24 protein-coding genes and 1 tRNA gene are annotated in these 25,056 nt (G+C 70.2%); 9 read left to right on the forward strand and 16 right to left on the reverse strand.

Annotated features, from left to right (window positions below):
• Nucleotides 1-103 precede the first annotated feature (103 nt).
• Nucleotides 104-2,491 (reverse strand): M4 family metallopeptidase, encoded by a 2,388-nt coding sequence (locus tag ABZU91_RS12725; RefSeq protein ID WP_355238315.1) that lies wholly within the window; start codon nucleotides 2,489-2,491, stop codon nucleotides 104-106.
• Nucleotides 2,492-2,659: 168 nt separating this feature from the next.
• Between ABZU91_RS12725 and ABZU91_RS12730 the strand changes: the two genes are divergently transcribed.
• Nucleotides 2,660-3,229 carry a hypothetical protein gene (locus ABZU91_RS12730; RefSeq protein WP_355238318.1) on the forward strand — a complete coding sequence of 190 codons (570 nt, stop codon included), beginning with the start codon at nucleotides 2,660-2,662 and terminating at the stop codon, nucleotides 3,227-3,229.
• A 7-nt stretch (nucleotides 3,230-3,236) separates the two neighbouring features.
• Here ABZU91_RS12730 and ABZU91_RS12735 read toward each other — a convergent pair whose 3' ends face one another.
• The 3 genes from ABZU91_RS12735 to ABZU91_RS12745 form a co-directional block, all read right to left on the reverse strand.
• Nucleotides 3,237-3,887, reverse strand: coding sequence for a histidine phosphatase family protein (locus ABZU91_RS12735; protein ID WP_355238321.1), 651 nt, complete (start codon nucleotides 3,885-3,887; stop codon nucleotides 3,237-3,239).
• Nucleotides 3,888-3,954: 67 nt separating this feature from the next.
• Nucleotides 3,955-4,374, reverse strand: a complete 420-nt coding sequence (locus tag ABZU91_RS12740) for a VOC family protein (RefSeq protein WP_355238324.1) — start codon at nucleotides 4,372-4,374, stop codon at nucleotides 3,955-3,957.
• A 35-nt stretch (nucleotides 4,375-4,409) separates the two neighbouring features.
• Entirely contained in the window at nucleotides 4,410-4,811 is a 402-nt protein-coding gene (locus ABZU91_RS12745; RefSeq protein ID WP_355238327.1) for an AraC family transcriptional regulator, read from the reverse strand.
• A gap of 654 nt (nucleotides 4,812-5,465) precedes the next feature.
• Between ABZU91_RS12745 and ABZU91_RS12750 the strand changes: the two genes are divergently transcribed.
• Together ABZU91_RS12750 and ABZU91_RS12755 are read left to right on the forward strand one after the other, a co-directional pair.
• Nucleotides 5,466-5,966 (forward strand): Hsp20/alpha crystallin family protein, encoded by a 501-nt coding sequence (locus ABZU91_RS12750; protein ID WP_355238329.1) that lies wholly within the window; start codon nucleotides 5,466-5,468, stop codon nucleotides 5,964-5,966.
• A 148-nt stretch (nucleotides 5,967-6,114) separates the two neighbouring features.
• The gene (locus ABZU91_RS12755; protein WP_355238332.1) at nucleotides 6,115-6,555 is read left to right on the forward strand and encodes a hypothetical protein; all 441 of its coding nucleotides are present in this window, start codon (nucleotides 6,115-6,117) and stop codon (nucleotides 6,553-6,555) included.
• A gap of 87 nt (nucleotides 6,556-6,642) precedes the next feature.
• On the opposite strand, the gene ABZU91_RS12760 is transcribed toward ABZU91_RS12755, so the two are convergent.
• Nucleotides 6,643-6,719: transfer RNA gene (locus tag ABZU91_RS12760), tRNA-Thr, on the reverse strand.
• 341 nt (nucleotides 6,720-7,060) lie between these two features.
• Between ABZU91_RS12760 and ugpC the strand changes: the two genes are divergently transcribed.
• Entirely contained in the window at nucleotides 7,061-8,152 is a 1,092-nt protein-coding gene (gene ugpC, locus ABZU91_RS12765) for a sn-glycerol-3-phosphate ABC transporter ATP-binding protein UgpC (RefSeq protein ID WP_355238334.1), read from the forward strand.
• Nucleotides 8,153-8,322: 170 nt separating this feature from the next.
• Nucleotides 8,323-8,910, forward strand: coding sequence for a hypothetical protein (locus ABZU91_RS12770; RefSeq protein ID WP_355238337.1), 588 nt, complete (start codon nucleotides 8,323-8,325; stop codon nucleotides 8,908-8,910).
• Between the two features lie 51 nt (nucleotides 8,911-8,961).
• On the opposite strand, the gene rlmB is transcribed toward ABZU91_RS12770, so the two are convergent.
• Together rlmB and cysS are read right to left on the reverse strand one after the other, a co-directional pair.
• Entirely contained in the window at nucleotides 8,962-10,101 is a 1,140-nt protein-coding gene (gene rlmB / locus ABZU91_RS12775) for a 23S rRNA (guanosine(2251)-2'-O)-methyltransferase RlmB (protein WP_355238340.1), read from the reverse strand.
• Nucleotides 10,101-11,516 carry a cysteine--tRNA ligase gene (cysS, locus tag ABZU91_RS12780; RefSeq protein WP_355238343.1) on the reverse strand — a complete coding sequence of 472 codons (1,416 nt, stop codon included), beginning with the start codon at nucleotides 11,514-11,516 and terminating at the stop codon, nucleotides 10,101-10,103. The genes rlmB and cysS overlap by 1 nt, the downstream gene beginning before the upstream one ends.
• A 63-nt stretch (nucleotides 11,517-11,579) precedes the next feature.
• Here cysS and ABZU91_RS12785 point away from each other — a divergent pair, with 63 nt between their 5' ends.
• Both ABZU91_RS12785 and ABZU91_RS12790 read left to right on the forward strand, forming a co-directional pair.
• On the forward strand, nucleotides 11,580-12,236 hold the full coding sequence (locus ABZU91_RS12785) for a helix-turn-helix domain-containing protein (RefSeq protein ID WP_355238346.1): 657 nt from the start codon (nucleotides 11,580-11,582) through the stop codon (nucleotides 12,234-12,236).
• A gap of 198 nt (nucleotides 12,237-12,434) precedes the next feature.
• Complete coding sequence (locus ABZU91_RS12790) at nucleotides 12,435-13,397, forward strand: hypothetical protein (RefSeq protein ID WP_355238349.1); 963 nt, start codon at nucleotides 12,435-12,437, stop codon at nucleotides 13,395-13,397.
• Nucleotides 13,398-13,602: 205 nt separating this feature from the next.
• Here the strand turns inward: ABZU91_RS12790 and ABZU91_RS12795 are convergent, their stop codons facing one another.
• The 3 genes from ABZU91_RS12795 to ABZU91_RS12805 all read right to left on the reverse strand — a co-directional run bounded on the left by ABZU91_RS12795 (nucleotide 13,603) and on the right by ABZU91_RS12805 (nucleotide 17,093).
• The gene (locus ABZU91_RS12795) at nucleotides 13,603-15,288 is read right to left on the reverse strand and encodes a S8 family serine peptidase (protein WP_355238352.1); all 1,686 of its coding nucleotides are present in this window, start codon (nucleotides 15,286-15,288) and stop codon (nucleotides 13,603-13,605) included.
• A gap of 96 nt (nucleotides 15,289-15,384) precedes the next feature.
• Nucleotides 15,385-16,107 carry an HAD family hydrolase gene (locus ABZU91_RS12800; RefSeq protein WP_355238823.1) on the reverse strand — a complete coding sequence of 241 codons (723 nt, stop codon included), beginning with the start codon at nucleotides 16,105-16,107 and terminating at the stop codon, nucleotides 15,385-15,387.
• Between the two features lie 29 nt (nucleotides 16,108-16,136).
• Entirely contained in the window at nucleotides 16,137-17,093 is a 957-nt protein-coding gene (locus ABZU91_RS12805) for a DMT family transporter (protein WP_355238355.1), read from the reverse strand.
• Between the two features lie 71 nt (nucleotides 17,094-17,164).
• On the opposite strand from ABZU91_RS12805, the gene ABZU91_RS12810 reads away from it, so the two are divergent.
• Nucleotides 17,165-17,725: a CGNR zinc finger domain-containing protein gene (locus tag ABZU91_RS12810; protein ID WP_355238358.1), complete on the forward strand. Its 561-nt coding sequence runs from the start codon at nucleotides 17,165-17,167 to the stop codon at nucleotides 17,723-17,725.
• Here the strand turns inward: ABZU91_RS12810 and ABZU91_RS12815 are convergent.
• From ABZU91_RS12815 to ABZU91_RS12825, 3 genes are all read right to left on the reverse strand, one after another.
• Complete coding sequence (locus ABZU91_RS12815; protein ID WP_355238826.1) at nucleotides 17,692-18,279, reverse strand: GNAT family N-acetyltransferase; 588 nt, start codon at nucleotides 18,277-18,279, stop codon at nucleotides 17,692-17,694. The two genes, ABZU91_RS12810 and ABZU91_RS12815, sit on opposite strands and share 34 nt — an antisense overlap.
• A 151-nt stretch (nucleotides 18,280-18,430) precedes the next feature.
• On the reverse strand, nucleotides 18,431-18,613 hold the full coding sequence (locus tag ABZU91_RS12820; protein WP_355238361.1) for a DUF397 domain-containing protein: 183 nt from the start codon (nucleotides 18,611-18,613) through the stop codon (nucleotides 18,431-18,433).
• Complete coding sequence (locus ABZU91_RS12825) at nucleotides 18,604-19,416, reverse strand: helix-turn-helix transcriptional regulator (protein ID WP_355238364.1); 813 nt, start codon at nucleotides 19,414-19,416, stop codon at nucleotides 18,604-18,606. The genes ABZU91_RS12820 and ABZU91_RS12825 overlap by 10 nt, the downstream gene beginning before the upstream one ends.
• A gap of 346 nt (nucleotides 19,417-19,762) precedes the next feature.
• Between ABZU91_RS12825 and ABZU91_RS12830 the strand changes: the two genes are divergently transcribed.
• The gene (locus ABZU91_RS12830; RefSeq protein ID WP_355238367.1) at nucleotides 19,763-20,056 is read left to right on the forward strand and encodes a hypothetical protein; all 294 of its coding nucleotides are present in this window, start codon (nucleotides 19,763-19,765) and stop codon (nucleotides 20,054-20,056) included.
• A gap of 32 nt (nucleotides 20,057-20,088) precedes the next feature.
• Here ABZU91_RS12830 and ABZU91_RS12835 read toward each other — a convergent pair whose 3' ends face one another.
• From ABZU91_RS12835 to ABZU91_RS12845, 3 genes are all read right to left on the reverse strand, one after another.
• Nucleotides 20,089-21,498, reverse strand: a complete 1,410-nt coding sequence (locus ABZU91_RS12835; RefSeq protein WP_355238370.1) for a class II fumarate hydratase — start codon at nucleotides 21,496-21,498, stop codon at nucleotides 20,089-20,091.
• A gap of 35 nt (nucleotides 21,499-21,533) precedes the next feature.
• Nucleotides 21,534-21,671, reverse strand: coding sequence for a hypothetical protein (locus ABZU91_RS12840; protein ID WP_355238373.1), 138 nt, complete (start codon nucleotides 21,669-21,671; stop codon nucleotides 21,534-21,536).
• A 328-nt stretch (nucleotides 21,672-21,999) separates the two neighbouring features.
• Nucleotides 22,000-24,978 (reverse strand): BTAD domain-containing putative transcriptional regulator, encoded by a 2,979-nt coding sequence (locus tag ABZU91_RS12845; RefSeq protein ID WP_355238376.1) that lies wholly within the window; start codon nucleotides 24,976-24,978, stop codon nucleotides 22,000-22,002.
• Nucleotides 24,979-25,056: the final 78 nt, after the last annotated feature.

Genomic DNA, 25,056 nt, shown 5'->3' on the forward strand with positions numbered 1-25,056 from the left:
GAAGACCAGGTCGACAAGGCCCGCTCGGCGGACGCTGCGGCTGCTCCGGCGTCGGTAGCCGTGCCACCGTTGCGGTGGCCGCCGGGTCCGGGCGTTGGTCAGGTCAGGAGACGTTGACCGCCGTGTCGTCGACCACGAAGGACGTCTGGAGCGAGGAGTCCTCGGTGCCGGTGAACTTCAGGGTGACGGTCTGGCCGGCGTACCCGGCCAGGGAGAAGGACTTCTGGCTGTAGCCGGAGGCCTTGTTCAGGTTCGAGTACGTCGCCAGCGTGGCCAGCACCGTCCCGCCCGAGTTGAGCACCTGCACGTTGAGCTTGTCGTACGCCGTGCTGGTGGTGGTCTCGGCCGAGTCGATGTGCAGCCAGAAGCTGACCGTGTACGACGAGCAGCCCGTCGGGAGCGCCACCGACTGGGCGAGCGTGTCGGTGTGGGTGCTGCCGTACCCGTTCAGCCACGCCTTGTACGACCCGCCGTGGGCCGCCTGGCCGCTGGAGTTGGTGATGACCCCGGAGCTGGCCGTCCAGCCGGTCGCGCCGGACTCGAAGCCCGGGTTGGCCAGCTTCTGGCCTGAGGAGGTGCAGCCGCCGCCGGTGCCGTTCACGGTCAGCGTGTAGGTGGCGCTGCGGGTGACCGCGCCCGCGCCGTTCACGGTGATCGAGTAGGTGCCCGGTGAGGTGCTCGCGGAGGTGCTGATGGTGAGGGTCGACGAGCCACCCGAGGTCACCGAGGCGGGGCTGAACGCGGCGCTCGCGCCGCTGGGTAGGCCGGACGCGGAGAACGTCACGGTCTGCGCCGAACCACTCGTGGTGGCGGTCGACACGGTGGTGGAGACCGCGCTGCCCGGGTTCACCGAGCCGGCGGTCGGCGACAGCGACACGGAGAAGTCGTTGCCGGTGGAGCAGGTCGCGTCGTTGCCGGCCACGTTCACCGCCGTCCAGGCGGCCTGCACGGCCTTGTACTCGGTCGAGCAGCTGCCGTACAGGTCGGTGGCCGCCCGCAGGCTGTAGGCGCGGGCGGTGTTCGCCGGGTTACTGGTGTTGACGTACGACGTGTTGCTGGTGAAGTAGACGTCCAGGGCCCGGTACCAGATCTTCTCGGCCTTGGCGCGGCCGATGCCGGTCACCGCGGGAGCCGAGCCGCAGACCGGCGAGGTGCCGTACGACGTGGCGCCGGTGCCCTCGGCGAGGTTGAAGTAGAAGTGGTTGCCGACGCCGGAGGAGTAGTGCACGTCCTTGTTCTTCGTGCTGGTGGACCAGCAGGAGTCGGACGAGCCATCCAGCGACGGGTTGTACATGTAGCGCAACGGCGTGTTGTTGCCGTTGATGTTGATCTTCTCACCGACCTGGTAGTCGCCCGGGTCGCTCGGCGCGGCGGCGTAGAACTCCACCATGTTGCCGAAGATGTCGCTGGTGGACTCGTTCAGGCCACCGGACTCGCCGGAGTAGACCAGCCCGGCCAGCGCCTCGGTGACACCGTGGCTCATCTCGTGCCCGGCCACGTCCAACGCGACCAGCGGGCGGGAGTTGCCCGAGCCGTCGCCGTAGGTCATCTGGGCGCCGTCCCAGAAGGCGTTGACGTAGTTGTTGCCGTAGTGGACCCGGCTCGGCACACCACTGCCGTTGCCGAAGATGCCGTTACGCGCGTGCACGTTCTTGAAGTAGTCGAACGTCTTGGCGGCGCCGAAGTGCGCGTCGACGCCGGCCGACTGCCGGTTCGAGTTGGCACCGGTGCCCCACGCGTTGTCGGCGTCGGTGAACGTGGTGCAGGACGACGTGCCGTTGTTCATGTCGCAGGTACGGCCGTTGCCGCGTACCGGGTCGATCATCTGGTACGTGCTGCCGGAGAGCGTCGTGTCGATGCTGACCGTGCCGGTGTAGATGCCCTGGCCGCTGCCGGTGACCGATTCGATCTCGTCATACGACCCGACGGTCGCGCCGGAGGTGGCGTCCGTGATCACGTGCAGTCGCGACGGTGTCTGCCCGTCCGGCTGCCAGCCGCTGACGACCGTCTCCCACGCGAGTCGACCCTTGCCAGAAGTGGCGTCGACGAACAGTTCCGGACTGCCCACGGCCTCGGCCGTGCCGGTGAACCCGGCGCGGGCCGTCTTCTTCGCCGCGTCGGCGCTGACCCGTGGCGCGGTGAGGAGGGTCAGTGGTGCGGCGAGTCCGACCGAACTGCCGGCGTAGGTGCCGTTCGGCGCGGTGTGGATGACGAAGTCACCGCCGTACACCCGCAGCCCCTGGTAGGTGCGGGAGTAGCGGGTGTGCGCCGCGCCGGAGGCGTCCACCCGGGTGCTGAGCACCTGGTAGGACTCGGCGCTCGAACCCTGGACGGCGCCGGGGTTCGCTCGCAGGACGGTTGCCGCCCGGGCCGCGGCGGAGGCGTCCGGCGCGGGAGCGGGCGGTGGGGCGGCCTGCGCCGCGGTGGCGACGCAGGTCAGCAGGCCGCTGGTGAGCAGCGCTGCGCTGACGGCCGCGATGGGTCGTTTCACGTGCCCTCCTGGAAGGAGTAAGGGTGTGACGGGGGTAGTCACGCATGTAGATATAGCTATGCATTGAAGAAAAGAAAAGTCTTGGACCGCTCCCAGACATTGAGACTGGCCGAACGGATGAGGGCCTTGACAGGGGAACCAACGCAGGCATCGGCACGTCCGACGGACATGAGACCCGCCTCGACGACCGGCGTCACGATCGCGCTCCTGGCCGCCCTCCTGGCCGGCTGCACCGGCACCGACCGGGCCGGCAGCGCCGCTGACCAACCATCGGCCACCGGCACCCCGCCGCCAACGACCGCGACACCGACCAGCACCACGCCAACCGGCACCGTGCCAACCGGCACCGCGCCGACCGGGCCCGTGCCGCCTGGACCGGGCGCCACGGATGCGGCGGCCGGGCGCGTGACGCTGTTCCGCTCGGGCGGCTTCGCCGGGCGCGGCGACAACATCACCATCGAAGCGGACGGCCGGTGGACGGTGGTGGACCGGGCCGGTGGCCGTCGTACCGGAAAACTCGACGCCGCCGACCTCGGCCGGCTCCGCGGCCTGGCCGCCGATGCCCGGCTGACGACCGAGGCCCGCCGCACGGCCACCACGTCAAGCTGCGCGGACGCGTTCAGCTACCGCCTGACCGTCGGCGGTGTCGAGACGGGGTACGTCGACTGCCCCGCCGACCCCGGACCTCCCCCGGCCACCCGGGCGATCGTCGAGCTGCTGCTACGGGTCACCGCCTGACCGGCAGTCACACGAGGTAGTCCGGGGGGAGGCCGGTGCCGCGCAGCTCGTGGGGCAGGTGCGCCACGTCGTTGACGGCGATCAGGTTCGGCGGCCCGGCCACGCCGTACCGGATGACGGTCAACCCCGCGTTGTGGTGGTTCAAGCCCAGCCACCGCCGCTCCGGCGCGTCGAGGGCGTGCCGGACCAGCCAGGCGATCAGGAAGGTGTGCGTCACCACCAGCTCCCGGACCAGCTCCCCCTCGGCCACCACGCCATCGGGGGCGACCGGTCCGGTGAAGCGCCGCACGGCGTCCGCCGTCACGCGCGGCCCGTCGGCACGCTCGGCCGCCGTGAATCCGGCCAGGAACTCGGCGTACGCCGACGGCAGGCCGGTCGGGTCCGTGTCGTGCGGGAGGTGGTCACCGGCCAGCTCGGAGGCGTACACCGGAACGCCGGGCAGTGCCTCGGCGACCACCTCGGCGGTCTGCGCGGCCCGGCGCAGCGGCCCGTGGTGGACGGCCGCGAACGACCGGCCCCGCAGGCGCTCGGCGAGCAGCGCCGCCTGCCGACGGCCGCGCTCGGACAGGCCGGTGTCCGGCTCGGTCGAGCCCGTGTCGGCGTGCCCGGTGAGGTCCTGCTCGCCGTGTCGGGTCAGGTACAGGAGCCGGGTGCGCATGCCGTACACCCCAACACACCGGAGGGCGCGGTGCTGGCCCGCGCCCTCCGATTATCTGATCTTGTGGTTACGCCCGGGGGAACATCTGGCCGATACGGATCTTGTTGCCGAACGGGTCCCGGATGCCGAAGTCGATCCCGTACGGACGCTCGGTCGGCTCGTCGGTGATCTCGACGCCCTTCGCCACCAGGTCCTCGTGGGTCTTGTGGGCGTCGTCGGTGGTCATGAAGAGGTACCCGCCCAGGGCACCCTTGGTGAGCAACTCCCGCACCTGCTCGGCCGTCCCCGGGTCCAGCGCCGGCGGGCCGGGCTTCTCCAACAGGATCTCGCGCTCCGGGTCGCCCGGCAGGTTGACCGTCAGCCAGCGCATGAAGCCGAGATCCTGATCGGTGTTGACCTCCATGCCGAGCTTGTTGACGTAGAAGTCAAGCGCCTCGTCCTGGTCGAGCACGTAGATCTGGGAGCGGCTGATCGCGTTCATCGTCATGCCAACGACCCTAGAGGGCGGCCTTGACCTGCTGCTTATCCAAAACTGCTGGGACGCGTCCACGCCTTGGTGAAACAGGACGGCACATTGCCGGCAGCCTCGCGGCGACGTCGGAAATCCGAGGGCGACTCCCCCACGATCTGCCGGAAAGTCCGACTGAACGTGCCCAGACTGCCGAACCCGACCGCGTAGCAGATGTCCGTCACGTCCTGGCCGGTCTCCACCAACAGCGTCATCGCCCGCTCGACCCGACGGCGTTGCAGATATCGGTGTGGCGTCTCACCGAAGGTCGCCCGGAACGTCCGGATGAAGTGCGCCTCGGAGACGTGCGCGATCCGGGCCAGCGCCGGGATGTCCAGCGGTTCGGCGTACGCCCGGTCCATCGCGTCGCGGGCGCGCAGCATCGCCCGGTTCGACTCCTCCACGGCCCGACTCACCGCGGACCGCCCGGCGGCACCCACGGGCGGGCCAGCAACTGCGCATCGCGTACGACGGGTAAGTAGGCGCGGTTGTCCTGGAGGCTGCCGGCGATCGCGCCGAGCGGGCTCATGCGACTCCTCGATCGTCGGTGGTACCCGAACTATAGGAGTGGCCGACCATCGATGGCCCAAGCCGACAGCGCCGCTGGCGGGCAGATGTCGGTGCGCCTGGAGCCGAGCTTCGAAGGAGATCGAAGAGCGATAGCGCACGGTGACCAGAAGTTGACACATAGAATAGCTCCGCCGCGTTACTCTCGTTGCATACCGGAAGGTTCGAGAGTTTTGGGAGGTTTGATCTCGGGAGTGCCTCCTACGATACTGCTGTCCGTAATCCTTGTATCGCGTTCAGCAACAGCAGTAGCCCGGGGATGGATGCATGCCAAGGCGGTCGGGAAGATCACTAGATGTCCCAGACAGCGCGCAATTGACCCAGTACGGGAAGGGGCCGTTCGATTCCCCCACCCGATTCAGGGATCGGCCGCGCGCAGAGATCAACGAGCCAGACGTGTCACTGCTCTGGGACGGGTAGGTGTTGACGAAGCACGAAAGATCGTCGACAAGCCAAGAAGTTCTCTGACTGCTTCACTGAACCGCACGGAGGAGGTGGTACTCGTGAGTAGCTACGGACCTGCGCCCGAGCTTGGGAACCTCGCTTGGGCACCACTACCTACCGTCGAAGCCGTTGAGATCATCGATCGATACAACGGAGTGCCGACCCTCGGGGTTGCTCGAGCACAGGGCGAGACCTGCCTCTTCTGGCGAATACTCTCCGACGATGAGCATGTCTCGGTATGGCTCTACGTACCGCTGACGAACCCCGACGAAGAGCATCTCAACGCGGACGACGACTCGGACTATCTCGACACCATCGTCGTCAAGTCCTCACGACCTCGGTACACGACAATGGGCGTTGCTTACGACAACCGCCTCGTGTTCGAACGTGAGTGGCAGCTTCCCGCCGACTTGAGCGCCGACGACGCCGCTCTCGCCTGTCTGGAGTTCTGCGCGGAGGCGATGCGGGTAGCTCTTGCCCAGAAGCCGCCACTGCCCGCAACTCGCAGGCGAATCGCGCAAAAGGCATCGGAGGCTGTCAAGCACTTGGCGACCTGCTAGGCGCCAAACGCCGCTTCGGCCAAGCTAGTTGAGCTCCGTAGGTCTCCTGCGGAGCTCGTTCCTTTGACGATCGCCGCTGTCATCGCTGAAGACCACACTCCACTGGACGAGCGGCTTCCTTGCTCTTGTGACCGATAGTCTCCGCTCCATGGTCCTGTTGGCTGGGCGCACTCGACGCCGCCTGCTCTTGGCGCTCCTGTCAGTGGCCTGCGTGCTGCTGTGCTGCGGAGTCTTCACCTGGCAGGGTGAGATGCACCAACGACAGGACCGGAGCAAGGCCACGTCCGCCCTGACCACGTACCTAAAGCGGGTGCAGGCCGCCGATTACGGCGCGGCCTACCAGCAGCTCTGCTCGGACGTCGTACCGGAGTACGCCGAGTCGGACTACGCCGCGTTCCTTCGCGAGCAGCGCCCGTTCGTGTCGTTCTCCATCGGCGAGCCGGCGGAGTCCACCGGCATCGACGGCACTTACCTGACCTTCCCGGTCACCCTGGCCTACCCCGACGAAACGACCGGCGTCGTGCGGCTGGCCGTGGGCTTGGAGACGGGCGGCCCCAAGGTGTGTGATGGCTTTGAGTGGCTGAGGTGACCCCACCACTCCGGGCGGGACGGCTGCGCATACCTGTCAATCACCGCGCTCCCGGTCCTGCGGTCCGGGGAAGCGCCTGAGTGGATATGGAGCCCCCGGCCGGGATCGAACCGGCGACATCTCGCTTACAAGGCGAGTGCTCTGGCCAGCTGAGCTACAGGGGCGCGTGTGTCGAGGCCAGCATAGCGACTGACGTCCGGATATCCCGCTCGCGAGGCCTCCCGAGCACGGGAAACGTCAACAACCCGACGCCCGACGTCCCACCACGACGCCGATTGATGCCTGCCCGTGCCCGACTGCCCGTAATGCGTGGTCGTTGGATCACTTCCGAGGGTCCCTCGTCTTGGCAGCGCGGGGAAAGCCGTTTACGGTGCAGTCACACGGACGACAGCCCGGCCGCCCCCGCGGTCGACCCGCCGTCCGCTGACCGGCACGGGTTCGTGCCGGTCGCTCCTTCACTCGGATCGTCCGGCACGTTCCTGCCGGTGAAAGGAAGCGCACCACCATGGCTACGGTCACCTATTCCAAGGCGTCCCGGATCTACCCGGGCACCGAGCGTCCCGCCGTCAACGAGCTGAACCTCGAGATCGGCGACGGTGAGTTCCTCGTCCTCGTCGGCCCGTCGGGTTGCGGCAAGTCCACCAGCCTGCGGATGCTCGCCGGGCTGGAGGACGTCGACGCCGGCTCGATCTACATCGACCAGCGCGACGTCACCCACCTTCCCCCGAAGGCCCGCGACATCGCGATGGTCTTCCAGAACTACGCCCTCTACCCGCACATGACGGTGTACGAGAACATGGCGTTCGCCCTGAAGCTGCGCAAGACCTCCAAGTCGGAGATCGACCGGCGGGTCAAGGAGGCGGCCGCGCTGCTCCAGCTCGAGGAGTACCTCAGCCGCAAGCCGAAGGCGCTCTCCGGTGGTCAGCGTCAGCGTGTCGCGATGGGCCGGGCGATCGTCCGCGAGCCGCAGGTCTTCCTCATGGACGAGCCGCTGTCGAACCTCGACGCCAAGCTCCGTGTGCAGACCCGTACGCAGATCGCGTCCCTCCAGGCCAAGCTGGGCGTCACCACCGTCTACGTGACGCACGACCAGGTCGAGGCCATGACCATGGGTCACCGGGTCGCCGTGCTGCTCGACGGTGTCCTCCAGCAGGTCGACACGCCGCGGGCGCTCTACGACACCCCGGCCAACGTGTTCGTCGCCGGCTTCATGGGCTCCCCGGCCATGAACATCAAGACCGTCCCGCTGCACGAGCAGGGCGCCGAGTTCGCCGAGCTGCGCATCCCGCTGACCCGCGAGCAGGTCGAGGCGGCCCGCGCCGAAGGTGGCGACGGCAAGGTCACCGTGGGCTTCCGCCCGGAGGACTGCGAGCTGGTCAGCCCGACCGAGGGCGGCATGCCGGTCGTGGTCGAGCTGGTCGAGGACCTCGGTTCGGACGCCAACGTCTACGGCCACGCCGCGCTGGGTGGCAACTCGGAGCGCTTCGTCGTCCGTACCGACCGGCGCAGCATGCCGAACATGGGTGACACCGTGTTCGTCAAGCCGGTCGCCGGTCGCAGCCACGTCTTCCACGCCGCCACCGGCAGCCGGATCTGACGTAACGCCGTACACGCGAGGGGCGGTCCGCTTCGGCGGGCCGCCCCTTTCGTCGTACCCGGGATGGGTCCTCACCCTCGGGAGCCAGCGCGAGGGTGGCTCCCGAGGGTGACGCGGCGGGGCGTGCCGCGCCCATAGCGTTCGCGGCAAATCGAGCCCGAGGAGTCGCCGTGTCCGCCACCGCCACCGCTCAACCGACGTCCCGTTCCCGGCCGTACCGGCTCGCCCGCCGGGCCGGTCCTAGCCTGGCCTACTGCGCGACGCTGACGCCGGTCGCGCTGTTCACGCTGGTGAAAGCCCCGACGGGTGGGCGCGATGCCGCTGTGGAGCGGTGGCGCGCCCTGCGCACCGGCCTGCTCGCCGCGCCCCCGGCAGGCGCGCCCGGCCGGCGACCCGGCACGCTCGCGGTACTGGGCCACGCGCTGCTCAGCCTGCTGCTCGGCCTTGTGGCGCTGCTGCCCCTCGGGGTCGAGGTGTTGATGGTGCTGCGCGGCGTCCTGTACGGCCTGGTCGATCCCGGCCCGTACGACCACTCGTGGGGTGGCCCGAGCCGGGGCGGCGCGTGGCTCGCGCACTTCCTCGTCGGGCTGCCACTGGCGGCCGGCGGGCTGGCCGCGCTGATCGGCATCGCCGCCGTGCACCAACGACTGACCCGACGCCTCGACGGGGAGCGGAGTCCGGCCTGGCTGCTGCCGACCACGCTGCTGATCGCGGCGGCCGGGGCGGTGCTCTTCGTCGCCTGGACCCACCAGATCTGACGGCAAGGCGAAGCCCCCTCCCGGTTCGGGGAGGGGGCTTCGTCGACGTCGTTACAGCTCGACCGAGCGGCGGCGGGCGACCTCGGCCAGGGTGACCGCGGCGGCCACACTGGCGTTGAGCGACTCCACCTCGGAGATCATCGGGATGCTGACGGTCAGGTCGCAGGTCTCCCCGACCAGCCGGGACAGCCCGCGCCCCTCGGAGCCGACGACCACCACCAGCGGGCCGACGGCGGCCTCCAGGTCGTACAGGTCGGTGTCGCCGTCGGCGTCCAGGCCGACCACCATGAAGCCCGCGTCCCGGCACGCCTTCAACGACCGGGTCAGGTTGGTGACCTGGGCCACCGGCACGCGCGCGGCCGCGCCGGCGCTGGTCCGCCAGGCGGTCGCGGTGATCCCGGCGGCCCGTCGCTCGGGTACGAAGACACCCTGCGCGCCGAACGCGGCGGCCGAACGGATCACCGCGCCCAGGTTGCGCGGGTCGGTGACCCCGTCGAGCGCGACCAGCAGCGGCGCCTGCTGCTCCAGCGACGCGGCGACCAGGTCCTCGAACAGCTCGTACGCGAACGGCGGCACCTGCAACCCGACGCCCTGGTGCAACACCCCACCGGTCATCCGGTCCAGCTCGGCGCGACTGATCTCCAGGTTGGCGATACCCCGGTCGGCGGCCGTACGGATGATCTCGTTGATCCGGTCGTCCATGTCGATGCCCTGGGCCGTGTAGAGCGCCGTCGCCGGCACCTGGGCGCGCAGCGCCTCCAGCACCGGGTTACGCCCGACCAACAGCTCCGGGGTGTCCTTGGACGGGTTGGACTTGCGCCCGGGCGCAACCCGCGGACCGCTGCGGCCGACGGGCGCACCGCCCCGGCCCGCGGCACCACGACCGGTGGCCCGCCCGGCCGGTACGCCCCGACCGCCGCCCCTGCCCCAGGTGGTGTCCTTGCTGCCCGGCTGGCCGATCTTCGGGGCACGCCCCTCCTCGGCCGCCGCCCGGCGCTCCTTGTCCTGCTTCCAGGCGGTGCGCTGGGGCAGCTTCTCGGTGCCCGAGTAACCCTTGTGCCAGGGTCGCTCGTCGGCGGGCAGAGTGCGCCCCCGACCGGCGAGGGAGTCCTTGTTCTTGCCGCCGGTGCCCTTGGGGGCGCCCGCCTTCGGCGTCAAACGCCGGCCACGGCGCTGCGAGTTGCCGGCCATCAGTCCTGCTCTCCAATAGTCCAACGGGGGCCCTGGGGGGTGTCCTCGACCACCACGCCGGCCAGCTTGAGCTGGTCACGCACGGCGTCGGCGGCGGTCCAGTCCTTGCGGCCCCGGGCCTGCGCGCGCTGCTCCAGGGCCAGCGCGATCAGGGAGTCCACCACGGCACGCAGATCGTCCGAGCGATCGCCGCCGGTCCACGCCTCGTCGAGGGGGTCGATGCCGAGGATATCCAGCATCGCCCGTACCGTGGCCAGGGTGGTGCGGACGGTCACATCGTCGCCGGTGCCCAGCGCGGTGTTCCCGTCCCGAAGGTGCTGTTGCAGCACGGCCAACGCGGCGGACGTGTTGAGGTCGTCGTCCATGGCCGCGACGAAGCCGGCCGGCAGCTCGCCGAGCTGCCCGGCGCCCACCCGCTCGGCGGCCCGCTGCACGAACCCCTCGATCCGCCGGTACGCGGTGGCCGCGTCGCGCAGCGAGTCCTCCGAGTAGTCGATCACCGAGCGGTAGTGCGCGGCGGCGTAGTAGTAGCGCAGCTCCACCGGCCGCACACCCAGCGAGTCCACGTATGCGAGGTCCAGGGCGTTACCCGCCGACTTGCCCATCTTGGCCCCGCCGATGCTGAGCAGGCCGTGGTGCACCCAGTAGCGGGCGAACGGCAGCCCGGCAGCCTTGGACTGGGCGATCTCGTTCTCGTGGTGCGGGAACGTCAGATCCAGACCACCGCCGTGAATGTCGAACTCGGGGCCCAGGTAACGCCAGCACATCGCCGAGCACTCGATGTGCCAACCCGGACGGCCCAGCCCCCACGGCGACGGCCAGTACGCGTCCGCCGGCTCCTCCGGCTTGGCGCCCTTCCACAGCGCGAAGTCGCGCGGGTCCCGCTTGCCCCGGTCCGGCGCGTCGCCGGCCGACTGCATCGCGTCCGGGCTCTGACCCGACAGCGATCCGTACGCCGGCCAGGACGCCACGTCGAAGTAGACGTCGCCGGAGCCGTCGGTGGCGGAGTACGCGTGCCCGTCCGCGATCAACTTCGTGATCAGCTCGTGCATCTCGGGGATGTGCCCGGTCGCGCGCGGCTCGTAGGTGGGTGGGAGCACGTTCAACGCCCGGTACGACGCGGCGAGCTTCAACTCGTTGGCGTACGCGATCGACCAGAACGGTCGATCCTGCTCCCCCGCCTTGACGAGAATCTTGTCGTCGATGTCGGTCAGGTTGCGGATGAACGTGACCTCGTAGCCAGCGGCCAGCAACCATCGGCGCAGCACGTCGTAGTTGACGCCTGAGCGAAGATGGCCGATGTGCGGCGGCGCCTGGAGGGTGAGACCACACAGGTAGACCCCCACCTTGCCGGCTTCCCGCGGGACGAAGTCCCGCACCGATCGGGTGGCGGTGTCATACAGGCGTAGCGTCACCGTACAAGGGTAGCCGTCCACGCCTGTCCGGGTCCGCCGGTGCCGGGTCGTACGCTGCGTGCTGTGGATGCGACGGCAGGGTCCAACCGGACCGGGGAGACGTCCCAGACGCTCGACCGGGGTCTACGGCTTCTGCACCTGGTCGCCGACACGCCGACGGGGCTGACCGTCAGCGAGGCGGCGAACCGACTCGGCGTCGGACGGGCGGCCGTCTATCGGCTGGTCGGCCCACTGATCGGGCACGGCATGCTGCGCCGCGCCGACGACGGGCGGCTCCGCCTCGGGGCCGGGGTGCTGCACCTGGCCCGACGCGCCCAGCCGCTGTTCGCCGAGGGGGCGATGCCCGCGCTACGCCGGCTCGCCGAGCAGGCCGGCGCCACCGCGCACCTGACGGTGGTCGAGGGCGACGAGGGTGTCGCCCTGGCCGTGGTCGAGCCGAGCTGGACGTCGTTCCACGTCGCGTACCGGACCGGGGCGCGGCACCCCCTGGATCGGGGTGCGGCGGGTCGGGCCATCCTCGCCGGCAGGGGCGGCGCGTCCGAGCCGGTGAGCAGCAGCGGTGAGCTGGAGTCCGGGGCGTACGGGGTGGCCGCGCCGGTGCTGGGCGTACCGGGTCTGGAGGCCAGCGTCGGCGTGGTCGCGCTCGCCCCGCTGGACGTCGATCTGGTCGGCCCCCAGGTGCTCGCCGCCGCGACAGCCGTGGCGGCGACCCTCCACTGACGCTTGATCCACTCCAGATCACCGATGTGGCGCCATCACGAGCCTTCGATAGCGCCACTACGCCGACCTAGTGATGATCTCGCCGTATAGCACGTGCATCGGCCTCTCGGCGGTTGTCCACAGGCAGGTGCGGCGCGCGCCTGCGGCACTGTCCACAGGGGGTGTTCGCCGCAGCGTCGGGAATCGCAAGCTGGCCGCATGCCCCCACACCCCCACCGGCCTCCCGCCCTCGCCTGGCAGGTCTTCCGTGGCTCCGCGGTGACCCAACAAGGTCTGATCACCAGGCACCAACTACGCGGCTCGTCGTGGGTTCGACTCCGCCATGACGTGTACGCGGACGCCCGCCTGGAACGCAACCACGAGCTGGCCTGCCGTGCCGCTGCCCTACGGCTGCCACCGCAGGCGCTGATCGCCGGCCCGTCGTCCGCCTACCTGCACGGCGTCGAGCATGCCGCCGGCTTTGACGACGACGTGCACGTGCTGGTGCCGAAGGCCGCCCGCGTCGATTCTCGGCCCGGCCTGCACGTACACGTGCTAGGCCCCGATACCGCCGCGACGCCGTTGCGCACGCCGGCCACCGGCCCGCAGCCGTCCATGCAAGTGCGCTCCCTGCCCGGCGCACGATCCGGCGGCGCTACCCTCCGCAAGACCGATCCCGCATCAGCGGCGTGGGAGACGGCGGTCTGGTTGGATCCGCTGCGCGCGGTCGGAATCGTCGACTCGCTGCTCGCGGCCGGCCTGACCCGCACCGCGCTGGCCACTGTCGCCACCGCCAATGCCGACCGGCCCGGCGGACGACGTGCGTTTTGGATCTTCGATCTCGCCGATCCGGGGGCGCAATCGCCGCCCGAGTCGCAACTGCGGGTGCGTCTGGTGATGGGCGGCCTCCCTCGACCGGTCACCCAGCACCCGATCCGGCTGCCTCGCGGACTGGTGGTCCATCCCGACCTGGCCTGGCCCGAGTTCCGCGTGGCGGTGGAGTACGACGGCCGGTGGCACGGCGATCCGGAGCAACTGCACCTCGACCGTCGGCGGCTCAATCTCCTCGTCGGGGCAGGCTGGCTGGTGCTGCACGTGACCAGCAGGAGGCTCCACAGGGAGTTCCCGGCCGTGCTCGACGAGGTGCGGTCGGCCCTGCTCTCCCGCGGCTGGCGCCGCTGACCACACCAACCGTGATCGACTCCAGCTCCCCGATAAGGGGGTATCTCCGCCACCTGACACCGCCACATCGGCGACCTGGAGTCGATCATCGGGCCGTCCGCGCCGCCGTCCGCCGCTCCGCCGCCCGCCGCCCGCCGCGCCGGACGTGTGCCGCACGCGACAGGGCCCGGCCGACGCGTGTCGACCGGGCCCTGCGGCTGGTGCGTTACGGGCGGGCGTTGAGCTTGAGCGGGGTCTTCACCGCCGCGTACGCGTCGACGATTCCGTACCCGTAGAAGCCGTTGAAGTTGAGGCCACCGGCGCAGTACGCGTCGTAGGTCTCGTCACGGCCCTCGTTGCGGTACTGCTGCAGGCGCGGCTCCGGGCAGGCGTGCTCGGCCGCCGTGCGGTAGAGGTGCTGCTCGACCTGGTCCGGGGACATGCCGAAGCCACCCCGGCCCTGCGGCTTGCCGTACCGGCTGACGATCAGCGCGGCCACACCGGCGGCGTGCGGGGACGCCATCGAGGTGCCCTGGAGGTAGGTGTAGTAGCCGCACTCACCGTTGCGCTTGCACTGCTTGAAGACGGACTCCTCGAAGCCGGCGACGATGTTGCCGTCGGGGTCGACCGAGCCCTCCTCCTGGAGCACGTGCTTCGGGTAGGACGAGAGGATCATGTTGGCGTCGGTGCGGAAGGTGTCCGTGCCGAAGCCGTCGCGGAACCAGCCACCCGGCGCGGCGACCGAGATCTGCTCGGTGCCGTAGTTGGAGAAGTCAGACTTCTTGCCGGACGGGCCGACCGAGGACACGCCGATCACGTGCGGGCCCTCGGTGGGGAGGTCCCAGCAGCTGTTGTTGTCGATCGGGCGGGGGTACGGGTCGGCGCCGTAGTCGGGGCTGGACGTGTCGGTGCGCGGCGCGCCCAGGTCCTCGTTGTTGTTGCCGAGCGCGCCGACCAGGGTGACGCCCTTGTTGTGGGCGAAGACCAGCGCGCGCTTCATGGCCTTGATGATGGCCCGCTGCTCGGCCTGCGCCTCGGGCGAGTCGGCCGGGTTGGCGGTGCAGTTGTAGAGCCACGGGTCGACGTAGAACGACATGTTGACCACGTCGATCCCGGAGCGCCCGGCGTAGACCAGCGCGTTGACGACCGGGTCGAGGAAGAAGTAGCCGGAGTCCTGGCCACCCTTCAGCTCGACCAGCGAGACGTTCGGGGCGACACCGGAGAGGCCGAAGCCGTTGGCGGCCGCGCCGATGGTGCCGGCCACGTGGGTGCCGTGCCCGCCGTCGTCGGTGCCCACCGCGTCGAGGCAGCTCGGCACCTCGCAGGGGCCGTCCACGTCGATCCGGTCGGGCGCGAAGTTGCGCGACAACGCCCAGTTGAAGTTGGGCGCGATGTCCGGGTTGCTCGCGTCGACGCCGGTGTCCAGCACGCCGACGGTCACCCGGCGGTCACCGGGCTCGACCTTGCGGGCCTTGTCGGCCCGGATCATCTCCAGGCCCCAGAGCTTGCCGTCGAGCGGGTCCATCGTGGCGCCATGCCGGGCTGCGGCGCCCGCTGCGGCCGACGCCGTCAACAGGTGCTCCTGCTCGACCCGGTCCAGCTTGGGCTTGCGGCCGATGGCCTTCTGCTCGGCGGCGCCGATCAGGGTCGGCGCGGCGGCCGCCCGGGCGGCGAAGTCGGCCCGGTCGCTGGTGACCTGGAACATGCCGACCTCGTCGGACGAGGACACCACGGTGCCGCCGGCGGCCCGGATGGCGGCGACGGCCGTGTCGGCGGCCACCCCGTCCTCGGCGACGACGGTGAAGGTGCGGGAGGTGCTCGGCGCGGCGCTGGCCGGTACACCCAGGCTCGCTGCCGTAAGCGCCAGTACCGCCGCGGTCGCGACGGCACCGACGGTGAAGCGCTTGCTCACCACATCGAATCCTCTCGTTGAGGGACGTGGCGCCATCACACAGCACCCGGCGGGTTTACGCCAGGTGAACGTCCGTTATGCCGGTGAATCTCTCCTTCATCCGCCCAGCTCGATGCCCACGTCCGGCCGGTCGGACGATGCCGACGGCAGCTCGGCCAGGACCTTCGGAAGATCGCTCAGAGTGGACACCTCGGCGTCGGGCGTGAACCCGGCCGGGCGGGGCAGCGCGTGCCGGTTGAGCCACACCGACCGCAGGCCAGCCTGCCGGGGCGCCACCACGTCGTGCTCCCACGAGTCACCGACGTACACGATCTGTTCGGCGGGTACCCCGGCGGCTTCGACCACCGCCGCGTAGAACCCCGGGGCGGGCTTCTTGGGCAGGCCGTTCTCGTGCGCGTACAACTCGAAGGCGAATTCGCCGGCGAGCCCGCAGCGTTCGGCGCGGCTGTTGCCGTTGGTGGCGAAACCCAGCGTGTACCGGCCGCGCAGCGTCGCCAGCGCCGGCGGGACGTCCGGGAAGGGCCGGGTGAGGGCGAACCGGCGGGCGAAGAAGAGAGCGGCGATCTCGTCGAGGTGCTGGCCGAGGCCGGCGCGGGCCAGCGATCGGGCCAGCGCGGCGCGGCGGATCTCCAGCACCGGCGCGGCGCTCAACTCGCCGAAGACCGCCCCCCAGTCGGACTCCAACTCGGCGAGGGTCACGCCGACTGCGGCCGGGGTGCGCCGCCGCATCTCGTCGAGGACGGCCACCAGTCCGCCGGTCACCGCCGGCCGCAGGTCGAGCAGGGTCTCGTCGGCGTCGAACACCACGGTGGTCAGCACGGCACCCACTCTCCCACCGTGCGGTGATCTCACCGGGCGGAGGCTGCCAACGCGGGCTCCTCGGCGGTGGGCACGGGTACGCCGCGCAGTTCGTCGAGGCGCACCAGGGCGACCCCGGCGACGATCAGCAGGCCGCCGAGGAGTTGCCAGGCGGTGGGCAGTTCGTCGAGGAACAGCCACGCGATGAACACCGCGAACAGCACCTCGGTCAGTCCCACGAACGACGACAGCCGGGGACCGAGGATGCGGGTGCCGGCGATGCCGGTGAGGTACGCGATCACGGCGGCGACGAGGGTGAGCCCGACGATGGGCAGCAGCCAGGTGGTGCGGTGCCCGGCGAAACTGACCTCACCGAACGTGGCACGCAGCGGCAGCAGCCCGGTCAGCCCGACGAGGAGCAGCACGGCGGCGCCGACGGCCATCCCGCCGCTGGCCATGGCGACCGAGGGCAGTCGGGGGTCCACCCGTCCGGCGAGCACGAAGTAGCCGGCCAGGCCGAACGCGGCACCCAGCCCCCACAGCAGGCCGACCGGGTCGAAGCTGGCGTTGCCGGTGAGGTCCAGGACGAACGCCAACCCGCACAGCGCGGCGGCGGAACCGAACACGGTGAGCCGGCGGGGGCGCTGGCCGTGCCGCAGCCACATCCAGCCGACGACGAGGATGATGCCCAGGTATTCCAGCAGGAGCGCGATGCCGACCGGCAGGTAGCGCACGGCGTTGAAGAAGCACACCTGCGCCAGGGCCACCCCCAGCAGCCCGAACATCACGACCGCCGCGCTGTTGCCGCGCAGCACGTGCCACCTGCCGCGCAGCGACAACAGGGCGGGGATCGCCAACACCAGGGCGGCCACACCGACGCGGGCGACGACCGCGGCCTCGGCCGACCAGCCGGCCTCGATGAGCGACCGCGCGAAGGTGCCCGAGGTGGCGAACGTGACGGCGGAGAGCAGCGCCAGCGCGGCGCCGGCGGCGGGTCGGGACTGCATCTCGCGCTCCTCACTTCGACACGGGTGTCATGAGCAAACTATCCTTATGCTTGTGACGTTAGACGGCCATCATGACAGGAGTCAAGTTGCTATTTGCTCATGACACCGAATGTTCGCTGATTGCCGCCACCGCGCTCGTCAACACCGCGGGCCGGGACGGCGAGCTCCTGCCCGACGTCGCGGCGCTGGACGCGTTCTTCACCCAGCACGCCTACAGCGGACGGCACGAGCACACCGACGCCGAACTGCGTGCCGTACGACAGCTGCGGCCCCGCCTACGCCGGGTCTGGCACGCCGAACCGCTCGAGGTCGTCGACATCATCAACAGTCTGCTGCGGGAACACCGGGCGCTGCCGCAGCTCATCGAGCACGACGACGAGCCCTACCATCTGCACGCCGTGCCCCGCGACGCGCCGCTGGCCACCCGGATGGCGGTCGAGGCGGCGATGGCGCTCGCCGACCTGGTGCGGATGGGCGAGCTGAGCCGACTGCGGACCTGCGAGTACCCGGACTGCGACAACGTTGTCGTCGACCTGTCCCGCAACCGGTCGCGCCGATTCTGCGAGGCCGGCTGCGGCAACCGCGCGGCCGTGACCGCCTACCGGGCCCGCAGAGCCGCCGGCCGGTCCTGAGCGACGTCGGGCCGCAGCTCGTACTCCACCTCGCCGTGCTCGGTCCCCGGAATCGGGTCGTCGAAGTCCAGGTGGAAGGTGCGCACGTGACGCAGTCCTGCCTTCTCCATGACCCGGCGGGACCGCTCGTTGACCGCCATCGTCTGCGCCCACACCCGCCGCACACCCACGACGTCGAGGGCGTGACGGACCAGCGCACGCGACCCCTCGGTCGCGAGACCGCGCCCCCACGCCGGGCGGCGCAGCCGGTAGCCCAACTCGGCCTCCGCGCCATCCTCCGAGGGATCGAGGGCGAACCAGCCCAGGAACTCACCGGAGGCCCTGTCGAGCGCCGCCCAACGCCCCAGGCCGGGATGCCGCTCGTACTGCGCGAGCAGCCTCGGCAGGTGCTCGTCGAGGACTGTGGCGCGCGGGGTCGCAACGCCGCCGGTCAGGAAACGCATCACCTCGGGATCGCCGTCCAACTCGACCAACGCGTCCACGTCGGCAATGGTCAGCCGGCGCATCCGCAACCGCTCGGTCGACACGCCATCGCCGTCCCACACGCCCCGCATCATCCCGCCGCGCTCGGACACCGTCGAGCCGAATACCGCAAGATCCGCGCAACTTCGGGGAAACTGCTGCTTCAAACCGCGCGGAAGCAGCAGTAACACTGAAGTTGCGGAGCAAAGGCCCGCGACCACCGTCGCGGGCAGGGCTGTCGCGTCAGCGCGGGGGCGCGACTACGAAGAGCCGCCAGGAGTACGCGTCGACCACCAGCACAGGTCCGTCCGGGTCCTTACTGTCTCGCACCCCGACCACGCCCCCCAGATTCGTAGCCACCTCGACGCACTGGTCGTTGGAACCACTGCGGCTACTCTTCCGCCACTGGGCTCGGGTCAGCTCCACGACTCCGCCACTTCTCTCAACAACTCGATCGACTCCTGCGGAGGTAACGCCTGCCCGAGGGTCGCTTCCCAGGTCCATTGTAGGTGGAGCAGATCGGCCGGCAGATCGAGTTCCTGGCCGCCGATCTGACCACCAAGGTAGGCAAGGTCGCTGTGGTCGGCAAGCGTGGCAAGTATGAACGGGCCGTTCAGGCCGGGGTACTCCTCCGCGCTGCGCGGCACCACATGTAGCTGCACCCGAGGATGCTCGGTCCCCAACCGAGCCAGGTGCAGGGCCTGCTCACACATCACCTTCCGGCCGCCAACGCGCCGCCGAAGAACTGCCTCGTCGACTACCGCGACAAGGTGCGGCGGTCGGTCCTGGTAAAGAACCTGCTGGCTGTCCAGCCTGTCTGCCAGCCGACGCTCCACCTCTTCGGCGTCGAGCAGCCGATCAGACTCGAAGATCGCACGGGCATAGCCCTCGGTTTGCAGCAACCCAGGAATGTGCAGCGGGTCGAACCAGCGCAGTGCCCTTGCTTCCGCCAGGATCGCACGCCAGCCACGCAGCCAGACCTGAGCCTTGTCCAGGCTGACCAACTCGCTCGACATGCGGCTGAAGAGGCCGCCGGTGTCCAGGGCGCGGTCGATGAGTTCCAGGTACTTCGCGGTGGGCGGCTGCTGGCCCAGCTCGACCGCGCTGACCATCGACGGCGAGTAGTTGACCGCCTTGGCCAGCTCGTCCTGACTCCAACCCCGTCGAGCGCGCGCCCGGCGCAGCTCCGCGACCAGGAACGCCGCCGCCGTCATCTGTCCATCGGCCATGCCCGACCACTCTCCAACCCGCCGGCGATCAACTCCAGACGGCCACCAGAGCCGGCACCGCCCGGGAACAGGGCAGCCACGACAGGTCGGCCGACCCCTTCCGACGGTAGTCGTCCGATCACCAGACTGTGAAGTGCGACGCCGCTCCCCGTCCCCCCGGGCCCAGCGGCGTCGTGCGGGACCGCCCGAACCCCCGTGCCGGGCGGTCCCACCCGCAAGATCGTGCTCGATCGTGGAAACAGTGGCCTCCCGACGTGCCGAGACCCCTCCATCCAGGATCGAGCACGATCTTGATCGGGCGCGGGGGTGAGGTCACCAGCGAGTCAGCTTGAGAGGACTCCCACACATGTCCCGGACCGGCCCGGACGACCGCACGATCGCACCCCGTCGACCGCACCTGCCGTTGCGGCCGTTGTGGCTCTGCCGGGTCTGCGCCGCGCCGTGGCCGTGCCCGGTCGCCCGACTGGCCCTCCGCCAGGAGTACGCCCACGACCGGATCGCCCTGAGCATCTACCTGTGCACGGTTCTGCACGACGCGGTCGCCGACCTGTACCGGCTCAACCCGCACGACGGCCCGGACCCGAAGGCCCTCTACACGCGGTTCCTCGCCTGGGCGACGCCGCGCGGCGACCCGCCCTGAGGCGGTCGGCGAGGAGTCACCCGGCAAGCCGGTCAGGGGTGGGTCATCCGGAGCAGGTCCAGGGTCTCGTCCAACTGGGTCTCGGTGAGCTTGCCGGAGTCGACGTGCCCTCGGGAGATGACGACCTCGCGGATGGACGCCTGCTTCGCCAGCGCCTCCTTGGCGATGGAGGCGGCCTCGTCGTACCCGAGGTAGCGGTTCAGCGGGGTGACGATCGACGGTGACCCCTCGGCGTACGCCAGGCAGACCTCGGCGTCCGCGACCAGGCCGGCCACCAGGCGGTCGGCGAACAGCCGGCTCGCCGCGGCCAGCAGCCGGATCGACTCCAGCAGGTTGCGGCCCATCACCGGAAGCATCACGTTCAGCTCGAAGTCGCCCTGGGATCCGGCGAAACCGACGGTCGCGTCGTTGCCGATGACCTGGGCGCAGACCTGGCGCATCGCCTCGGCGACCACCGGGTTGACCTTGCCCGGCATGATCGACGAGCCGGGCTGGAGGTCGGGGATGCGCAGCTCCCGCAGGCCGGCCCGGGGACCGGAACCCATCCAGCGGATGTCGTTCGCGACCTTGTAGAGGCCCACCGCGATGGTCCGCAGCTGCCCGGAGGTCTCCACGAGGGCGTCGCGGGCGCCCTGCGCCTCGAAGTGGTTGCGCGCCTCGGACAGCGGCAGACCGGTCGACTCGCGCAACTTGCCGATCACGGCCGCGGCGAAGCCGAGCGGCGTGTTGATCCCGGTGCCCACGGCGGTACCGCCCAGCGGCAGCTCGGCCAGCCGGGGCAGCGAGCCCTCCAACCGCTCGATGCCGTAGCGGACCTGGGCGGCGTACCCGCCGAACTCCTGCCCGAGGGTGACCGGCGTGGCGTCCATCAGGTGCGTACGCCCCGCCTTCACCACCGTCTCGAACTCGGACGCCTTGCCCTCCAGCGCCTCGGCGAGGTGGGCCAGCGACGGCAGCAGATCCTCCGCGATGAACTGGGTGGCCGCCAGGTGGATCGAGGACGGGAACACGTCGTTGCTGGACTGGGAGGCGTTGACGTGGTCGTTCGGGTGCACCGGGGAGCCCAGCTCGCGGCTCGCCAGGGTCGCGAGCACCTCGTTGGCGTTCATGTTTGACGACGTTCCGGAACCGGTCTGGAACACGTCGACCGGAAACTGGTCGTCGTACCCGCCCTCGGCGACGTGCGCGGCGGCGGCGGCGATCGCGGCGGCCACGTTGGCGTCGATCACGCCCAACTCACCGTTGACCTCGGCTGCCGCGCCCTTGATCTGGGCCAGGGCCTTGATCTGGGCGGGTTCGATGCCCCGCCCGGAGATCGGGAAGTTCTGCACCGCGCGCTGGGTCTGCGCCCGCCACAGCGCCTCGGCGGGTACCTCCACCTCGCCCATCGAGTCGCGTTCGATCCGGTAGCCGGTCGTCTCTGGAGTCGTCACGCGTTCCATCCTGCCGCGCCCGTGCCCGACCCGCAGATGATCCGTCAGCCCAACTCGGCGAGCAGCCGTTCCACCTCGTGCCGGTCCGGCACGTCGATCCACCGGCACCAACCGACCCGCACGAAGCAGGAGCATCGCCAGAACAACCCGGTCCCGGCCCGCAGTGACAGTGGATTCCCCACCACCGACACGCAGAGGCCCCAGGATCCCGAACCGCATCTGCTCCCCCGCGTCGATCACACAACATCCAGCAGCGTAGTCCGACGATCACAGCTCGACGTGATCCGGTGATAGTGATCTGAGAGCGGATCGAGTGCGATACATCGCAGACTTGGTCCAAGGTTGGCGGTGACGACATCCGACGGGGGCGGTGCGACCGCCCCACCCCCCAGTGGGCGGGCGTACCGATGTCGGTGGAAGTGCTACCGACGGGAGGGGCGCCAGGCGAAAGCCTGGCGCCTCGTCGCGTGACGAGATCCTGCCGCGCCCGTCGCCGACAGCAGTGATCGGTCAACCCAACTCGGCGAGCAGCCGTTCCACCTCGTGCCGGTCCGGCACGTCGATCTGGCGGTACAGGTCCAGCGCTCGGCCCAGGTACGCGCGGGCCCCGGCCGGGTCGGTCGTACCCAGACACCGGCCGATACCCTCCAGCGCCCGAGCCTGCTCGTATCGGACACCCAACCGGGTCGCGTCCGCGAACACCCGTCGGTACAGGTCGAGAGCACTCGTCACGTCCCCTTGGGCCAGGATGGCTCGGGCCAGCAGGATGCGCGAAACGCACTGGGCGGTCCGGTCCCCCACGTCGGTCATCGCGACGAGCGCCGCACGGTGCAGTTCGGCGGCCCGCTCCGGACGGCCAGCCTCCCGTTCCATCGTCCCGATCTCGTTCAGCACCTCGCCTTCACCGAATCGGGCGCCCACCTGTCGTTTCATGCGCAACGCCGCCCACAGCAGCCGGCTGGCCGGCTCGAGGTCGCCCAACCGGTGCCGGGCCATGCCGAGGTGCCCAAGGGCGTTGGAGATCCGGCGCGGGTCGCCGAGCTCCCGTGCGATCCCCAGGTGCTTGCGGGCGGCGCGCACTGCCTCGTCGAGCCAGCCCCACAGCAGCAGCGTCATCGCCTGGTTGTTGAGTTCGTTCGCCAACGCCAAGTCGTCACGCATGCGTGTCGCCAGCGTCCGAGCGGCGTCGTGTGCCTCGGTGGCCCGGTGGAACTCGAAGTTCGCGGCATACGAGATGCCCAGGTTACCGAGGGTGTTGCGATACTCGCGATGCAGACCGAGCTGGCGGAAGATCTCAAGCGATCTCTCCATCACCCGGATCGCCTCGGGAAAGTTACTCAGCCGGTAGTGGGCCGAGGCGAGATAGTTGAGCAGCGTCCCCAGTGCCTTCTCGTCGCCCAACTCCTCCGCGGCACGCAGGCCGGCGGAGTGCGTCTCGATCAACTCGTCGAGGCGGCCGCTCTCGAACTGGGCGTTCCAGCAGGCCCTCGCCAACTGCCAGCAGTGCCGCAGGAACCCCTCCCCTTCTGCCAAGCGGACGAGGGCGGGCCACAGGGCCAGGTTTTCGTCGAACCAGGCGCTCCCCTGTTCGGCCGCGATCGTGGCCAGGTCGGGACGGATCGGCTCCGTTCCGGCAAGCAGCGGCCGAGCGGCCGAGAGTTCTCCGCTGCGGGCGATCGCCATGGCGACGTGCAGGTGGTGGTCGAGCAGGCGCTCGATGCCGTCCCGCCTCTCCCCCGCCCGCTCCGGGTCAGCCATCAATGTCCGACCGTACTCGCGGACCAGGTCGTGCAGCCGGTAGCGGCCGGGCTCTGCCTCCTCCATCAAGTGCGCGTCGACCAGTTCGTCCAGGAGATCCTGTGTGCCGGGCAGGGACAGGTCGACGAGGACGGCCGCGACCGAGGTGTCGAACCGTACTCCCGGGTACAGGCCCAGCAGCCGGAACGCACGCTGCGCCGCCGTCGACACCTGGGCGTACGACAGCGCGAAGGCCCGACCGACGGACCGGTCGCCCGCTTCGAACTCGGTCAACGGATCGGAGCGGCTCCTCAGCCGCTCCGCGAGGTCGGCTATCCGCCAGCGGGGCCGGTGAGCCAGTCGGGCACCAGCCAGCCGGATGGCGAGCGGGAGGTACCCGCAGCGGAGGACGACCTCGTGGGCCGCCTCCGGCTCGGTTGCCACCCGGTCGGGACCGACCACGTGCCCGAGGAGTTCGACCGCCTCGTCGCTGTCGAGCACGGGCAGCGAGGATGGTCGACCCTCGTCCACACCGACCAACCGGCGACGACTGGTGATGAGCACCAGGCAGTGCGACCCGTTGGGCAGCAGCGGTGTCACCTGGTCGGCGGTGGCCGCGTTGTCCAGCACCACCAGGGCCCGTCGGCCGGCGAGCTCCGTCCGCCACAGCGCCAACCGGCCGTCCTGACTGGTGGGGACCTGGTCGGCAGGCATACCGAGCTGTCGCAGCAGCATGGCCAGGGCCGCGGACGGTGTCACCGGAATACTCTCGCTGTGCCCGTGCAGGTCGATGTAGAGCTGAGCGTCCGGATAGTCGTCCGCGAGGACGGTGGCGACGTGCACCGCCAGAGTGGTCTTGCCACTGCCGGCCATGCCGTCGATGAGCTGGATACGCGCGCCGCCCTCCACGTCCTTCATCAGACGCGTCAGCGTCTGTTGCCGGCCGGTGAAGTCGCCGATCGCGCGGGGTAGCGAGCGGACCGGGACGACGGGCCGGGTCTCCCGGCCGGCCAAGGCCAGGTCACCGGCGAGCACCCGCTGGTGCAACTCCTGCAACGCGGCACCCGGTTCGATGCCCAACTCGTCGGCGTAGACCCGCCGACCCTCCCGGTACACCGCGAGCGCGTCTGCCTGCCGACCCACCGATGACAGCGCGAGCATCAGTTGACCCCGCAGACGCTCCCGCAGCGGATGCTGGTCGACGCTCTCGGCCAACTCCTCGATCAGCTCAGCGGCCCGACCGAGACGCAACTCGACGTCGACGCACTCCTCCAGCACACTCAGGCGCTGCTCGTCGAGCGTCTGCGCCCGACGACGAACACTGCGACTGGTGATACCACCCAGGGCCGGCCCCCGCCACAGACCCAACGCGGCGCGATACCGCAGACGCGCGTCGAGCAGACGACCAGCCCCACCGGCGGACCGGGCCTCCTCCACTGCCCGGCCGAAGACGTGCGCGTCCAGGTCGGCGGGTCCGATCCGAACGCCGTACCCCGCCGGATCGGTGACGATGGTCTGCGAGGGCAGTCCCAGGTCAGTCAGGCGACGCCGCAGCCGCGAAACGCAGGTCTGCAACTGGGCACGGGCGGTGGCCGGAGGGCTCTCCTCCCACACCGCGTCGATGAGTTCGTCGACCGGCACCAGCCGGCCGGCACGGAGCAGCAGCATCGCCAGTACGACCCGGTCCCGGCCGGCAGTGACGGTGGACCCGCCACCGCCAACCCGCAGAGGCCCGAGGATCCCGAACCGCATCTGCTCCTCCGCGTCGATCGGACACCATCCAGCAGAGTAGTCCGGCGATCACCGCTCGACGTAGCCCGATTACCGACG

Source organism: Micromonospora sp. NPDC005174 (assembly GCF_040608495.1).
Classification (GTDB): domain Bacteria; phylum Actinomycetota; class Actinomycetes; order Mycobacteriales; family Micromonosporaceae; genus Micromonospora.